General features: G+C 49.9%; 17 protein-coding genes. 11 read left to right on the plus strand and 6 right to left on the minus strand.

Features of this window, described 5'->3' with window-relative positions; genetic code table 11:
* Positions 1 to 13: 13 nt before the first annotated feature.
* Entirely contained in the window at positions 14 to 451 is a 438-nt protein-coding gene (gene mscL / locus C7I86_RS05295) for a large conductance mechanosensitive channel protein MscL (protein ID WP_010872223.1), read from the plus strand.
* A 16-nt stretch (positions 452 to 467) separates the two neighbouring features.
* Here the strand turns inward: mscL and ruvA are convergent, their stop codons facing one another.
* Both ruvA and C7I86_RS05305 read right to left on the minus strand, forming a co-directional pair.
* On the minus strand, positions 468 to 1,103 hold the full coding sequence (ruvA, locus tag C7I86_RS05300) for a Holliday junction branch migration protein RuvA (protein WP_010872224.1): 636 nt from the start codon (positions 1,101 to 1,103) through the stop codon (positions 468 to 470).
* 14 nt (positions 1,104 to 1,117) lie between these two features.
* Positions 1,118 to 1,894, minus strand: a complete 777-nt coding sequence (locus C7I86_RS05305) for a TIGR00297 family protein (protein ID WP_010872225.1) — start codon at positions 1,892 to 1,894, stop codon at positions 1,118 to 1,120.
* Between the two features lie 188 nt (positions 1,895 to 2,082).
* On the opposite strand from C7I86_RS05305, the gene C7I86_RS05310 reads away from it, so the two are divergent.
* From C7I86_RS05310 to C7I86_RS05335, 6 genes are all read left to right on the plus strand, one after another.
* Positions 2,083 to 3,312, plus strand: a complete 1,230-nt coding sequence (locus C7I86_RS05310) for an FAD/NAD(P)-binding oxidoreductase (protein ID WP_010872226.1) — start codon at positions 2,083 to 2,085, stop codon at positions 3,310 to 3,312.
* A 228-nt stretch (positions 3,313 to 3,540) separates the two neighbouring features.
* Entirely contained in the window at positions 3,541 to 3,792 is a 252-nt protein-coding gene (locus C7I86_RS05315) for an RNA-binding protein (protein ID WP_010872227.1), read from the plus strand.
* A 127-nt stretch (positions 3,793 to 3,919) separates the two neighbouring features.
* Positions 3,920 to 5,371: an Asp-tRNA(Asn)/Glu-tRNA(Gln) amidotransferase subunit GatA gene (gatA, locus tag C7I86_RS05320; RefSeq protein ID WP_010872228.1), complete on the plus strand. Its 1,452-nt coding sequence runs from the start codon at positions 3,920 to 3,922 to the stop codon at positions 5,369 to 5,371.
* 48 nt (positions 5,372 to 5,419) lie between these two features.
* Entirely contained in the window at positions 5,420 to 6,316 is an 897-nt protein-coding gene (locus C7I86_RS05325) for a M23 family metallopeptidase (RefSeq protein WP_223211350.1), read from the plus strand.
* Between the two features lie 97 nt (positions 6,317 to 6,413).
* Entirely contained in the window at positions 6,414 to 6,812 is a 399-nt protein-coding gene (gene gcvH, locus C7I86_RS05330) for a glycine cleavage system protein GcvH (RefSeq protein ID WP_010872230.1), read from the plus strand.
* A gap of 93 nt (positions 6,813 to 6,905) precedes the next feature.
* Positions 6,906 to 8,678 carry an NFACT family protein gene (locus tag C7I86_RS05335; protein ID WP_010872231.1) on the plus strand — a complete coding sequence of 591 codons (1,773 nt, stop codon included), beginning with the start codon at positions 6,906 to 6,908 and terminating at the stop codon, positions 8,676 to 8,678.
* Positions 8,679 to 8,700: 22 nt separating this feature from the next.
* On the opposite strand, the gene nspC is transcribed toward C7I86_RS05335, so the two are convergent.
* Both nspC and C7I86_RS05345 read right to left on the minus strand, forming a co-directional pair.
* Positions 8,701 to 9,849, minus strand: coding sequence for a carboxynorspermidine decarboxylase (gene nspC, locus C7I86_RS05340; protein ID WP_020861624.1), 1,149 nt, complete (start codon positions 9,847 to 9,849; stop codon positions 8,701 to 8,703).
* 157 nt (positions 9,850 to 10,006) lie between these two features.
* On the minus strand, positions 10,007 to 10,219 hold the full coding sequence (locus C7I86_RS05345; protein WP_010872233.1) for a chlorophyll a/b-binding protein: 213 nt from the start codon (positions 10,217 to 10,219) through the stop codon (positions 10,007 to 10,009).
* Positions 10,220 to 10,304: 85 nt separating this feature from the next.
* Here C7I86_RS05345 and C7I86_RS05350 point away from each other — a divergent pair, with 85 nt between their 5' ends.
* Positions 10,305 to 10,616 carry a hypothetical protein gene (locus C7I86_RS05350; protein WP_010872234.1) on the plus strand — a complete coding sequence of 104 codons (312 nt, stop codon included), beginning with the start codon at positions 10,305 to 10,307 and terminating at the stop codon, positions 10,614 to 10,616.
* A gap of 88 nt (positions 10,617 to 10,704) precedes the next feature.
* Here C7I86_RS05350 and C7I86_RS19055 read toward each other — a convergent pair whose 3' ends face one another.
* Positions 10,705 to 10,911 carry a hypothetical protein gene (locus C7I86_RS19055; RefSeq protein ID WP_020861625.1) on the minus strand — a complete coding sequence of 69 codons (207 nt, stop codon included), beginning with the start codon at positions 10,909 to 10,911 and terminating at the stop codon, positions 10,705 to 10,707.
* Here C7I86_RS19055 and C7I86_RS19060 point away from each other — a divergent pair.
* Together C7I86_RS19060 and C7I86_RS05360 are read left to right on the plus strand one after the other, a co-directional pair.
* On the plus strand, positions 10,910 to 11,068 hold the full coding sequence (locus tag C7I86_RS19060; RefSeq protein ID WP_020861626.1) for a hypothetical protein: 159 nt from the start codon (positions 10,910 to 10,912) through the stop codon (positions 11,066 to 11,068). The two genes, C7I86_RS19055 and C7I86_RS19060, sit on opposite strands and share 2 nt — an antisense overlap.
* A 182-nt stretch (positions 11,069 to 11,250) precedes the next feature.
* Positions 11,251 to 12,435: an LptF/LptG family permease gene (locus C7I86_RS05360; RefSeq protein ID WP_010872236.1), complete on the plus strand. Its 1,185-nt coding sequence runs from the start codon at positions 11,251 to 11,253 to the stop codon at positions 12,433 to 12,435.
* A gap of 26 nt (positions 12,436 to 12,461) precedes the next feature.
* Here C7I86_RS05360 and C7I86_RS18720 read toward each other — a convergent pair whose 3' ends face one another.
* On the minus strand, positions 12,462 to 12,611 hold the full coding sequence (locus C7I86_RS18720) for a hypothetical protein (protein ID WP_158299072.1): 150 nt from the start codon (positions 12,609 to 12,611) through the stop codon (positions 12,462 to 12,464).
* A gap of 320 nt (positions 12,612 to 12,931) precedes the next feature.
* Between C7I86_RS18720 and C7I86_RS05365 the strand changes: the two genes are divergently transcribed.
* Complete coding sequence (locus tag C7I86_RS05365; RefSeq protein ID WP_010872237.1) at positions 12,932 to 14,377, plus strand: LCP family protein; 1,446 nt, start codon at positions 12,932 to 12,934, stop codon at positions 14,375 to 14,377.
* Positions 14,378 to 14,458 lie beyond the last annotated feature (81 nt).

Below are 14,458 nucleotides of genomic sequence, written 5' to 3' on the forward strand. Positions count from 1 at the left end.
AGGAGTTAAGCCCATGGTTAAAAGTGCAAGGCAAGGGGCAGGCGGATTCTGGCGGGACTTTAAGGATTTCATCCTGCGGGGGAACGTAGTAGATCTGGCCGTAGCGGTAGTAATTGGTGGAGCTTTCACCAGTATTGTCAATGCTTTTGTGGCCTGGTTAATGGCAGTTTTGCTACAGCCAGTACTGGATCAAGCCGGTGTCAGTCAATTGCAGGATTTACCCTTGGGTTTGGGGGAATTAGTTATTGCTATAATTAACTTTTTAATCATTGCTTTTGTAATCTTCCTCATCATTAAAGCTATCGAAAAAATGCAACGAAAAAAAGCAGTGGAGGAAGAAATTGTGGCCGAAGCACAACCGGATCCGGTGCTGGAAGCCCAAACTAATTTAACTGATTCCATCAATCGCTTAATTACCACACTGGAAAATCAGCAATCTTCATCCCAATAGATAGTTAAAGATCATTTCAGTGATCACTTAACCAACCGATCGCCTGGCGGATCCACACTTCTGGATCTTCACTCTGGGCCACGTCTGGAACTTGACTGACCATGGCGATCGCCTGCTGGATTTCCGTTTGGGTGTAACCCAATGCTAACAAGGTCATTTCCAGGTCTTCCAGGAGGGCAGTGGTGGGCAGAGTAGAGTCAGTTTCCCCGGTCCCCATTTGTAGTTTGTGCCATTGGGATAATTTAGTTTTTAGTTCTAGGGCTAACCTTTCCGCTCCCTTTTTCCCGACCCCCGGCGTTTGGCACAATTGTTTGACATTGCCCGTTACCACCGCTTGCACTAAGCCTTCCAAGCCCAACGTTTCAATTAGGGCGATCGCCAACTGGGCCCCAATGCCGGTTACTCCCATTAATTGACCAAATAAATCCCTTTCTGCCAGGCGGCCAAAACCAAAAAGAGCGATCTGGTCTTGGCGTACCAAGAGGTGGGTAAAAACCTGTTGGGGTTCCGGGGGGGGCGGAGTCCATTGTTGGGCTAAGGAATGGGGCACCTGCAACTCATAACCCACCCCATTAACGGACAAAATCAAAAACCAACGGTTCTGAATATTTTTTGTGACTGTAACAACCTGGCCCTGAAGAAATTGAATCATAACTATTTTCGTATCTAAATCAACTGGGCCGTAGCTTCAATGCCAATGGCGATCGCCGCACCAAGAAACGTGTTGATACCATTAACCACCTCATTGGTGAGCCAGGGCCATTTATTTTGCAGAGTTGCACCAATTACACTCTCTAGATTGGTGGCAATGAAAGCAGCCAGGGTAGAAAAAATTATTCCCCCAAAGGAAATTAGACCTACGCCGTAACCTAAAACTGCCAGGGCTAAACCCGCCGCAAATCCCGCCAAGGTGCCTTCTACACTTACCGCTCCTTCCGTCCCCCTGGGCACTGGTTGCAGGGTGGTGATTAAAAAGGTGTTTTTGCCGTAGGCTTTACCCACTTCGCTGGCGGTAGTATCCGATAACTTAGTACTAAAACTAGCCACATAGCCCAATGCTAACCAGAGTTGCCATGGTTCCGGCCCAAAGGCGATCGCCAGGGCACAGAGGGCAGCAGTTAAAGCAGAACCCCAAACATTTTCCGGGCCCCGTTGGCCGGATCTTTTTTCGGCAATGCCCGCCGCTTCTTTTTCTTTTTGGCCAATGCGGGTCACAGCGGAACCCACAAAAAAGTAGGCTAAAACCACCAAATAACCCCGCCAACCCAGGGCCGCCCAAATAATCACCCCCAGCACCCAGGCATGGCCGTAGCCCCAGGGGGTTAACAGTTTCTTCGGGGCGATCGCCGCTAGGGCTAGTAAAAAACTGTTGAGAATAACAGCGCTAAGCCAGGGAAACGCCAGACTTTGCCGCCAAATTTCGCTGAGCAGGGAATTGTCCATGGGAAAAATGCCAGAAGCATCGATGGTTGGTGGATCATTTGTTGATCATAGGATCGAGCTATGCCAACGACGATCGCCAGGAAAAGGGATTAAATTTTTCCGGGAGTCGGGCCCTAAGGCAGAATAAAGATTGAACTGTGCCAAAACAGTCTGAAGCAAAAGAGATTATCAGATTTTAGTCAAACACCATGAGTGCATTGAACCATCAAATCATTGTTGTTGGGGGAGGAGCAGCCGGCATCACCGTGGCGGCCCAATTATTAAAGCAGAAACCCAAACTCGATCTGGCGATCGTGGAACCCTGCGATAAACACTATTACCAGCCCGCCTGGACCCTAGTGGGGGGCGGAGCCTTCGCCATGGAAGATACCATCAAACCGGAGCAGGATTGCATTCCCAGCGGTGCCAAATGGATCAAAGCCAGTGTGGCCAGTTTTGACCCGGAAAATAACTGCCTTACCCTCCAGGACGGCCGTAGTCTCAGCTACGAATATCTGGTGGTTTGTCCCGGCATTCAAATCAATTGGCATCTAATTCCGAGGCTCCAGGAATCCCTCGGTAAAAATGGCGTCACCAGCAACTACGATCGCCGTTATGCCCCCTACACCTGGGAACTGTTGCAAAACTTTAAAGGCGGCAATGCCCTGTTCACTTTTCCGGCCACCCCGATTAAATGTGCCGGAGCGCCGCAAAAAATCATGTATTTAGCCGACGAAACCTTCCGCAAAAATGGCGTGCGGGAGAAAACCAACATCACCTATGGCGTGGCAGTGGGAAAAATCTTCGGCATTCCCGGCTACTGTGAATCTTTGGAAAAGGTGGCGGCAAAGAAAAATATTGACGTACGCTATCACCACAATCTCAAAGCCATTAACCCCAACGCGAAAGAAGCCACTTTCACTGTCAATGGGAAAACGGAAGTGACTTTACCCTACGACATCATCCATGTGACCCCCCCCATGTCCGCCCCGGATTTCATTAAAAACAGTCCCCTGGCCGCAGAGGCCGGTGGTTGGGTCGATGTGGACAAATTCACCCTGCAACATAATCGCTACGACAACGTATTTAGCTTGGGAGATGCCTCTTCCCTGCCCACTTCCCGGACAGCAGCGGCGGTGCGGAAACAAGCTCCTGTGGTCGCAACAAACCTTTTGGGTCTGTTAAACAGCAAAAAACCGTCTGCAGAATACGGTGGTTACACCTGTTGTCCCCTGGTTACCGGCTACGGCAAAACCATCATGGCGGAATTTGACTATGGTGGCCAGCCCAAATCCAGTTTTCCCTTTGACCCCACCCAGGAGCGGTGGAGCATGTGGCTAGTGAAACGTTATGTTTTGCCCTGGCTGTACTGGAATCGGATGCTCAAGGGAGAGTCCTTTGAACCGGACAAATGGAAGCCCCTGTTGGGGAAATCCTAGGGTCAGTTGACCGGGCGCTGGGGAGGGTTTTGGCTAAAATTTTCCCTTGTGAAGACATCTAGACAAATTGGCCATCAAATTCTGGCGGCAGGTGCTATGATCAGCCAGTGAGATTAAGGATCGGTAGACGCACTTGTTATGAGTGTTAGTGCATTGTTTATGGTTACGCTTAGCAGGCTTCTCTCCGAAACCCACTCTCTTTCTTTTCTCTGGTTTTGGAGCTAATTTATGTCCATTTATGTCGGGAACCTTTCTTACCAAGCCACCGAAGATGACGTTTTGACTGTCTTCTCCGAGTATGGCACTGTTAAGCGGGTTCAACTTCCCACTGATCGGGAGACCGGTCGTATGCGGGGTTTTGGTTTCGTTGAAATGTCTTCCGATAAGGAAGAAGATGCCGCCATTGAAGCTCTGGATGGAGCCGAATGGATGGGGCGGGATCTCAAAGTTAATAAAGCAAGACCGAGAACCCCTCGTTAAGTTTTTGCCTAATTACCTGAATTTAAGATTTCATTCGTTGTAGAAGGGAAGGTGTTTGAGTCATCTTTCCTTTTTTGCTAGGCAGGCTTGCTGATAGACTGGGGGAGGTAAATCTGGCTCTTTCCCTATGTCGCTTATTCGTGCCCTGCACCAACAATTAATAGATCAAGAAATTTCCGCTGTTGCCGTGGCCCAGGCGAGTTTGGCGCGGATTGAAGCGGTGGACGACAGATTGAAAAGCTTTTTGCAGGTGACAGCTCCCCAGGCGATCGCCCAGGCGGAAAAGGTTGACGCCCAGATTGCAGCGGGGGAACCCATTGGTCTACTGGCAGGCATTCCCATTGGCATTAAAGATAACCTTTGCACCAAGGGCATTGTTACCACCTGTGCTTCCCAAATTTTGCGGGGTTTTGTGCCTCCCTACGAGTCCACAGTGACGGAGAAGTTGCAAAAAGCCGGGGCGGTCATGGTGGGCAAAACTAACCTAGATGAATTTGCCATGGGCAGTTCCACGGAAAATTCCGGTTACCAAGTGACGGCTAATCCTTGGGATTTAACCAGGGTGCCAGGGGGATCTTCTGGGGGATCGGCGGCGGCCGTAGCAGCGGATGAATGTTTGATTGCTTTGGGGTCTGACACGGGGGGCTCCATTCGTCAGCCTGCTTCCCTCTGTGGGGTGGTGGGCATGAAACCCACCTATGGTTTAGTGTCCCGTTTTGGTTTGGTGGCCTATGCTTCCTCTTTGGATCAAATTGGTCCCTTTGCCCGCCGGGTAGAAGATGCGGCCATTCTGCTCCAGGCGATCGCCGGCCATGATAGTAGGGATTCCACCAGCCTAGATGTGCCCATTCCGGATTACACCCAAGCCCTGAAGCCAGATTTGAAGGGAGTGAAAGTGGGGGTAATTATGGATGCCTTTGGGGAAGGTTTAGACGATACGGTCAATGAAGCAGTGCAAACGGCGATCGCCAAACTGCGGGAATTAGGAGCCACCATTGAGGAAATCCATTGTCCCCGGTTCCGTTCCGGTATTGCGGCCTATTATGTCATTGCCCCTTCCGAAGCGTCAGCTAACCTGGCCCGTTACGATGCGGTGCGCTATGGGCTGCGGGCGGAAGCGGATAATCTGATGGAAATGTACACCCACACCAGAGCCAAGGGTTTTGGCGCAGAAGTGAAACGGCGCATTATGCTCGGCACCTATGCTCTGTCCGCCGGTTACTACGATGCCTATTACCTCAAAGCCCAAAAGGTGAGAACCCTGATTAAACAAGACTTTGATCAAGCCTTTACCAAAGTGGACGTGTTGGTTTGCCCCACTGCCCCCACTACGGCCTTCAAAGCGGGGGAAAAAACCGATGATCCCCTCAGCATGTATCTCTCCGATTTGATGACCATTCCAGTTAACTTAGCTGGTTTACCGGCCATGAGTGTGCCCTGTGGCTTTGACGACAATAATTTACCCATTGGCCTGCAATTGGTGGGCAATGTGTTAGGGGAAGAAATGCTATTCCGGGTGGGCTATGCCTATGAACAAGCCACCACATGGCACGATCGCCAACCGGATTTATCGGCCTAATATTTTATTGTTTAGCTGCTTTTCCGCAGGTCCAGCAATATTTTGAAATTGAAGCTGCAATCAAAACCGCCACGGCGATCGCCAAGGAAAATAATTGTCTTTTTCTCGGCGTTCCTGCTCCTTGGGCCTTTTTTCTGCGGTCGTAGCCCCGCCCAGGAGTTAACCGTTCCTCTCACTGACCTGTGTCCCGAACCGATCGCCGAAAGGATGACTCCCCATGTGGTGAAAGCTGGGGAAACCATTGACAGCATCGCCGCCCAATATCAACTAGTGCCGGCCACCCTGATCAGTGTGAACAATCAGTTGTCCAGTGGTCAAGTTACCCCAGGGCAGACGATTTTGATTCCCCCCTTTAACGGTCGTTTTGTTTCCGCACCAGCGGGGGCCACTTGGCGGGATTTAGCATCGGCCTATGGTTTACGGGCAGATATTTTATTTGAAATCAACGGTTGCACAGAAAAGCCCAGTCGTGCCTTTATTCCCGGCATCAGTTGGGGGGGAAATGCCCCTAGCAATGTGGATAACTACACGGGCTTGGCCCAATGGCCCATTCAACCAACTCCCAAAATTGGCCTAGATTACGGCTGGCAAAATCAGGCCGCGGGGCAAGATGCCTTTTTTCACAGTGGCGTAGATCTGTTAGCCCCCTTGGATACCCCCGTTATGGCCGCTGCCGCCGGGGAGGTGATTTTAGTTAGCCAGGAAGGGGCCTATGGTTTCCTGGTGGTCATTGACCATGGCAATGGCCGTCAAACCCGCTATGCCCATCTGAGTCGATTTGCGGTGGATCCTGGGGAAAAAGTCCCCGCTGGTACTGTAATTGGCTATGTAGGCAGTACTGGCCGACCGGATATTGCTTCATCCCATCTTCATTTTGAAGTAAGGGTTCAATCCCCTGTTGGTTGGGCGGCCCAGGATCCGAAGTTACATTTACCCCGCCCATAGTTAAACGATTTTCAGTCCTTTGTGGACCCAGGAACAACCCCTGCCTCCGCCATATTTTTGGTAAACTAACAACGCTGTTGCCTTTAGCGGTTTTGCCATGGAACTGGAACATCCTGACGATCTCTATTATTTGGATTCCCACGAGTACGTCCGCTTTGATGGGGAAACGGCCACCATTGGCCTGAGTGCCTTTGCCGTGGATGAGCTGGGGGATATTGTCTTTGTGGAGTTACCCGAAGAAGGGGACAAAGTGGAATTTGAGCAGTCCATGGGGGCAGTGGAATCGGTCAAGGCCGCCTCGGATTTATATTCCCCTGTGACGGGCACTGTGATCGAAAAAAACTCAGCTTTGGAAGATCAGCCGGAGTTGCTCAATCAAGACCCCTACGGGGAAGAAGGTTGGTTGATCAAGGTGCGCCTAGATGATGTGGAAGATGCCAAAGAAGGATTGATGGCCGCCGGAGACTACCGCGCCACCCTAGAGACGGGAGATTAGGCAGTCTGGGCGGGGGTTAGAGGTTAATCCTTTTCCCACCTAATGGATACTTTGTGACAGTTCATACTTTCGCCGTCAGGGCAAGAAATCATTATGCAAGCTGTTGATTACACTACCCTGATGGCCATTGTTGCTGAACTCCAAGGTGATTGGCTACCCGCCCGCATCGAACAGATTTATCAGCATGATCGCCATGGTTTATCCCTCGCTCTGCGCACGTTAGAAAGACGGGGTTGGCTAACCCTAGCTTGGCATCCCCAGGGGGCAAGAATTTGTTTAGATCCTCCTCCGCCCCAGGAACCGGACACGTTTACTTTTAGCGATCAACTGCGGCATCAGCTTAAAGGACTGGCCTTAATTTCTCTCAAACCCCTACAGCCCTGGGAACGGGTCATTGACCTGGCGATCGCCAAACGGCCAGGGGATGAACCTCTATACCATTTGTTTTTGGAGGTGATGGGCAAATATAGCAACCTGATTTTGACCGATGCCCAACGGCAAATTATCACCGTCGCCCACCAAGTTAACTCCCAACAATCAAGGGTTAGAACGGTACAAACGGGGCAACCCTATCAATCTCCACCGGCTTTATTGGCCACACCTCCTTCGTTGACGGAAAGCTTTAGTAGTTGGCAAGAAAGGGTGCAATTAATCCCTGGTTTATTAAGTAAACAACTGCTGAAAAGTTACCGGGGAGTTAGTCCCATGGTGGTGAAAAATTTGTTAGGCCAAGCGGATCTTGATTCCCAGGTCAGTAACCAAGATTTAACCGACGAACAATGGCAAAATATCTTTATTGCTTGGCAAAATTGGCTACAGAGGCTGGAGAAATTAGATTTTTTGGGAAAAAGTTTGCCCCAGGGCTACATAGTCTTGGCAGAAACCACTGTTGTTAATGACGTTAAGCCAACTCAAGAAGAAGGTGATCGCCCTTTGCTCCCCATTAATAAATTGGTAAGTGAATATTACCGGAGAGAGTTAGGGCGGGAAAATTTCCAGCAATTACAACACCAAATTCAACAAAAACTAAATAATCTAATTGCTAAACTGCAACAAAAAGCCGACACGTTTAAACAAAGGTTAAATGCGGCCGCCAATGCCCAGCAATATCAACGGCAGGCGGATCTGTTGATGGCCTATCTCCACCAGGGGCAACCAGGGTTAAGCTCCATCACCCTACCGGACTTTGACGACCAATCTCCCGTTACCATTTCCCTGCAGCCGGATAAAACCCTAATCCAAAACGCCCAACGACTTTACAAACAACAACAAAAATTAAACCGGGCAGAGGCGGCCATTCTCCCTTTGTTAGCAGAAGTGGAGCAGGAGTTGGCCTACCTCACCCAGGTAGAAACCAGTGTGCAGGCGTTGACCGAATTTGATGATCTGGCCGATTGGCAAACGTTAACGGAAATTCGGGATGAGTTGGCGGAACAAAACTATTTAGCCCTTAGCCATGGCCGCCCCCGCCGTAAAGAAGCGGAAACTTTTGAGCCGCACCAGAGCCTAACCCCTTCCGGTTTTCCCCTCTGGATTGGCCGTAATAATCGCCAAAATGATTACCTTAGTTTTCGGGTTGCCACCGAGTATGACCTGTGGTTCCATGCCCAGGAAATTGCCGGCAGTCATGTGTTACTCCGATTACCCCCAGGGGCGATCGCCGAAGATCAGGATTTGCAATCAGCAGCGGATTGGGCGGCCTACTACAGCCGAGGCCGGGAGGAAGAACAGGTACCGGTGGTCTATACCCAGCCTAAATATGTCTTTAAACCCAAGGGTAGTAAACCGGGCATGGTGGTTTATCAACAGGAAACGGTTATTTGGGGCAAACCTGGAGCGGTTAATCCAAAGTTGACCCACAATTGATTTTGACGACCCCAATGGTTCGCTAACCTAAGCGGTTGCGATAATCTTCATAACCAAAGGTACGCCACAGTTCAAATTCCCCCGATCGCCGCAGACAACCAATGGCGGGATGGTGGACTCCATTAAAGGTAGTGGTTTTGACCATGGTGTAGTGCATCATGTCTTCAAAAATTAGGCGATCTCCCACCTGTAAAGGTTGATCAAAGGCATAATCACCGAGAAAATCCCCCGCGAGGCAACTGGAACCCCCCAGGCGATAAACAGTATCTCCCGTTTGCGGCACTCTAGCTCCCCTTACTTCTGGCCGATAGGGCATTTCCAAGCAGTCAGGCATATGGGCCGTGAAGGAAACATCGAGCATGGCATGGGTAAATTCCGGTGTTTCGATCAGATCCTCCACCGTACTAAGTAAAAATCCTGTCTGCCAGGCGATCGCCGACCCCGGCTCCATAATCAACCGCAGATGGGGATGGCGTTGGTGGAATTCCCCAATTACTGCAATGGCATAGTCCATGTCGTAGCCTTGGCTGGTCATTAAATGGCCGCCGCCTAGGTTTAACCATTCAATTTGGGGCAAATACTCGCCAAATAATTTTTCGATCTGCCCTAGGGTTTTTTCCAAAGCTAAATGATCGCTCTCACAAAGGTTGTGGGAGAGAAAGCCCGTAATGCCCGACGGTAAATTACCCGCCAACATTGCCGCTTGCACCCCCAACCGGGAACCGGACACACAGGGATTATAAAGATCGGTCTGCACGGGGGAATATTCCGGGTTAATGCGTAAACCTGCTTTTACCGCGGTATTTTTCAACGATTCCCGATAACGATGCCATTGTCCCAAGGAGTTAAAGGTAATGTGGCTAGCCAAGGGAATAATGGCTGGCAAATCATCGGGGCGATAGGTGGGGGCATAAACGTGCACTTCTTTGCCAAATTCCTCCGCCGCCAGTCGTGCTTCCCAGAGGGAACTGGCCGACGCCCCTGCTAACCCTGACCGCAACCAGGGAAAACAAGGAAAGAGGGCAAAACCTTTCAAGGCCAACATCACCTCAATCGGGGCGGATTGCTGCAACCGTTCGAAAATCGCCAAATTTTGTTGTAACAATTCCTCTTCCAACACAAAACAGGGGGAAGGTAGGCTGGATAACCTGGGGTTTTCGAGAATGTTCACCGCAAAACTGCTCACTTTAGCTATAGATAAAGAAAAAAGACTACTGCCAATAAAACAGTAGCCCAATCAAGTCTTGAGATTAACGGAGGTTGCCGGGGAGATTTACTACAGGTACCCCAGGCCAGAAAACCTAAAAAATTTAGGAACTATGGAAAAATTACAGAATGCCGAAGAAGTGAAGTACACCTTGCCCAGAGACAAGCTCGAGGATCAGGGCAGAGGAAAAACCGATCATGGCCAAGCGACCATTCCAGTTTTCGGCGAAAGCAGTGAATCCAAATTTAGAGTTTTCGTTGTTCATGGTTAAGAATGTAATTACGAGCTGGGAGGGTTGTCTATGTAAATAAATGTAACAGAGTATTGCGCCCATGGCAAGTCTGTGGTGAAAAAGGCAACGGGAGGATAATGTTAGGCTCAAACAGAACAGAAGTGACTAACCTTCGGAGAACAAGGCAATGTTGGCCCTAATTTTGGCGATCGCCCTGTTGTGGGGCTTGATCTGGTGGGCTAGGCGTAGATCAGGTCGGAAAATTGCCTGGAGCAGAGGCCGTCGTCATTCATCAGGTTTCAAGCAGGCCATCCAAGCTTCCCGCCCAACATCACCCAGGGTGCCCGGTAAGTTACGGCGGGATCTAATTCGTATTGCGGGCAATGCCCAGGTAGCGGAAAGACTGGTAACCAATCTACGGGCCAAACATCCTGATCGCCCGGAGCACTGGTATTGGGAAAAGGCAATTTTTGACCTGGAGCGCGATCGCCATTATTAGGGCAATGGCAGGCACTGGAAACTAACCCGCCAATAATTCCCCCTAGCAGCTTCTCTGGGATTTAGAGCAATTAGGCCGGGCAATTTCCCTATTTTTTGACTGATTCCAAGACTTTAAGCACTTGAATTTTTTGCTGGGGAGACAAATCCAAAGTGGGCAAAATGGCTTTGACTTCTTGGCCTTGGGCTAAACCGGCTTCAAGTTTGCCTTTTTGTTGCTCATTAAGAATTGCTCCTAATTTTTCTAGTACTTCCAGCTTTTCAGGACTAACTTGAGAAGCCGGAGTGTCTGTCATGGTTTGGGCAGATAAGCCAGAAAAAGAAGCAAAGGTGGTCAATGTGCATGCCAGTGCCAAGACGGCGGATTTTAAAATGGATTTCATCGGTAGTAACATGGATTTTTCAAGATTTTCGGAATTTATTATCAATTCTAATTCCATTGAGCAAAACTGATTGCCAGTCTTTAAAATGCCCCCAGCCATTGAAAAACAGAGCCAGGAAAATGAGTCTGGCTTGATTAACTGGCAATCCCTCCCCCTTATTAGCTGGAGATTTTTGGTATGGTAAGGTCTCCCCCATCCCAATCAACCAATTAACTGATAATTAACTGATTTTTCTTGTCGTAACCTCCCATTGTGACTATGGCCGTTGGCACCTTCAAACAAAGTAGATTTCAACTCCCTTTGCCCCGCCTTTCCGTCATGGATCGGTATTTATTTGTGGAACTGTTTCTGCCCTTCATTTTCGGCATGGGCATGTTCACCTCCCTGGCTTTGTCCATTGGCACCCTCTTTGACCTGGTGCGGCGGGTAACGGAATCAGGCCTTCCCATGGATATTGCGGTGAAGATCCTGTTCTTGAAAATGCCGGAGTTTGTGGTGCTGGCCTTTCCCATGTCAATGTTGTTGGCCAGCTTGATGGCCTATAGCCGTCTTTCCAGCGACAGTGAATTAATTGCTCTGCGTAGCATTGGGGTTAGCATCTATCGCCTGGTGGTGCCTGCCCTACTGTTTGGCATAGTAGTTACGGGCATTGCCTTTGTTTTCAATGACCGTATTACCCCCGCCGCTAGTTATGAAGCGTTAGCTACCCTAGACCGGGCCATCCATCAAGATCGCCCCCCCCGTCAAGAGCAAAATATTATTTATCCGGAATACGGCATGGTGCGACAACCGGACGGCAACGAGAAAAATATTTTGAAGCGCTTGTTCTATGCCGAAGAATTCAACGGTAGTGAAATGAAGGGGCTAACAATCCTTGATCGAACCCAGAGCGGCGTTAACCAAGTACTAACAGCGGAAAGGGCCAGTTGGAATATTTCTGAAAATACTTGGGATTTCTACGATGGCACCGTGTATCTCATTGCCCCCGACGGTTCCTACCGCAATATTGTCCGCTTTCGCCACCAACAATTGGCGTTGCCCCGGGCCCCTCTGGATTTAGCTAGCCAGGAACGGAAGGATGGTGAGATGACCATTGCCCAATCCCGCCGTTACCTGGAAGTACTACGGTTAAGCGGGGACGACAAGAAAGTACGCAAACTAGAAGTCCGCATCCAAAAGAAATACGCTCTGCCCTTTGTTTGCTTTGTCTTTGGTTTAATCGGGGCGGCGATCGGAGTACGGCCACAGAATACCAACAAAGCTACTAGCTTTGGCATCTGTGTGGGCTTAATTTTCTTCTATTACCTACTCTCTTTTTTAAGCGAGTCTATGGGGATTTGGGGAGCCCTGGATCCGTTCACCGCCGCTTGGCTGCCTAATTTCCTGGGGTTAATTGCGGGCACTATTCTGCTGGTGCAATCTTCCCGCCTGCGTTGAAGTTGTGCCGATGCCCGTTGCCAGTTCTAGTTGTCCTTATTGCCACAGGTCTGGAGCTGACGCAGGAGTACGTCCAATTCCGCTTCTAAATAGAGGTATTGCACTTGTTGGGGAGTTGCGTAAACCTGTTTTTGGCGATCGCCAGCGGGTTTGGCAAGAACGGCAGATTTGCTCATGGAGTTGTTTTTTATAAAGGGTTTTATCAAGCGAAGGCATTATACTATTTTTTCGATGAAAAAACACAAACTTTTGTGACAATGTTCCGATTAACCCCTCCCCTCCCTCTCCAGGTCAACCAGGGTACCAGGGCGATTGCCTGGGGGGATGAATAAAAATGGTAACTTTACCCACCGTTTTGTTAGGCAAAAATACTTAATAATCTGTCCTGGGGTCGTTGCTATCCGGCGCAGATCGGTGGAACAATCGACTCTTTGGTGTTATCTGTATAGGTTGAGTTTCAGCTTGTTTACCAAAATCAGTGTGGTGTTGAGGTTGTATGGCGAATAGTACCGAGTCTGGTTCGTTGCAGTCCTCCAGCACCGTCAAGGTTCGCTCCCATTACCGACCCAACAATGGCACTGGTTCCCCCGGGGGTCGTCCCCGGCCCAAAAGGGGTTTTCTTCCCCTAGGCAAGGGCTTGGTTTGGGGGGGGTTAGTGACTTTGACTGCCACTGTAGCGGCGATCGCCGGGGTGGGCATCGGCTTTTTTACCCCTGGGCCAAAGGGGCTAGTTCAGCAGGTTATACCGGGGCAGTCGGCCGGAGTAGAAGCCGGTCAGGCAGATCTATTTCCCTATCACATCAGTCGTCCTGTCAACATTTTGGTGATGGGCATTGACCGGGTAGAACCCACAGAGGAAGAACCCAATGTGGATGAGTTTGGTGGCCGCAGTGACACCATGCTATTGGTACGATTCGATCCGAGGGAAAATGGTTTGAAATTACTTTCCATTCCCCGGGATACCAGGGTTTTCATTCCCGATGTGGGCTATACCAAAATCAACGATGCCAATGCCTATGGGGGCCCGCAGTTGGCGGCAAGGGTAATCAACCGTAACTTGGGGGAAGTCCCCATCGACCGTTACGTCAGAGTCACCACCGACGCATTACAGGAATTGGTGGATTTAGTGGGGGGAGTGGAAGTGTTTGTACCCCGGCCCATGTTTTACGAAGATAAAACCCAGCAGTTATTAATCGATTTACCCGCCGGACTGCAAACCCTGAATGGGCAACAGGCAGAACAATTTGTCCGTTTTCGCTACGACGCCAATGGGGATATTGGCCGGGTACAACGGCAGGAAACCCTGCTCAAAGCCCTGCAAAATCGCCTTAGCCATCCCAGTATGATCACCCGCATTCCCAAGGCCATTGGCATTATGCAGAAAACTGTGGACACAAATTTAACCATGGAGGAAATTCTGGCCCTGGTTAATTTTGGGCGTCAACTTGATCGCCAGGAAGTGCAAATGGTAATGTTACCGGGGCGGTTTAGCCAACCGGCGGAATTTGATGGCCGTAGCTATTGGGTGATGTCCGATGTCGGCAAAAGGCAAGTGCTCAGGAACTACTTTGATGTCATTGAAGAAGTCCCCACTTGGGCTGAAACTCCCGGGCGATCGCCGGAAAGTTTACGCATTGCCCTGCAAAATGCCACTGACGATCCCCAGGCCCTGGAACGGGTGAAGGAATATTTACAATCCAAGGACTTCCGCAATTTTTATGAAACATCGGAATCCCCGCAACTATTAGCAGAGACAAAAATTCTGGTACAGCGGGGGGACTTAGATGGAGCCCATTATCTGCGGCAAACCTTGGGGGGAGGAGTGGTGGAAGCTTCCTCCGTCGGCGACCTAGGCTCGGATTTAACTATTCAAGTGGGCATGGACCTTGACCAATGGCTCAAGGAATCTACCCCGGTGGACGACTCCACCCCTCAATTTTGATGTTCCAGATTTTTGGTTTTTTCTTCTACTCGATCGCCATTGAGGTTGGCTTCAGGGAAGCTTGGGATATTCTGTCTATTT

This window comes from Synechocystis sp. IPPAS B-1465, from assembly GCF_003015225.1.
Classification (GTDB): Bacteria; Cyanobacteriota; Cyanobacteriia; order Cyanobacteriales; family Microcystaceae; genus Synechocystis.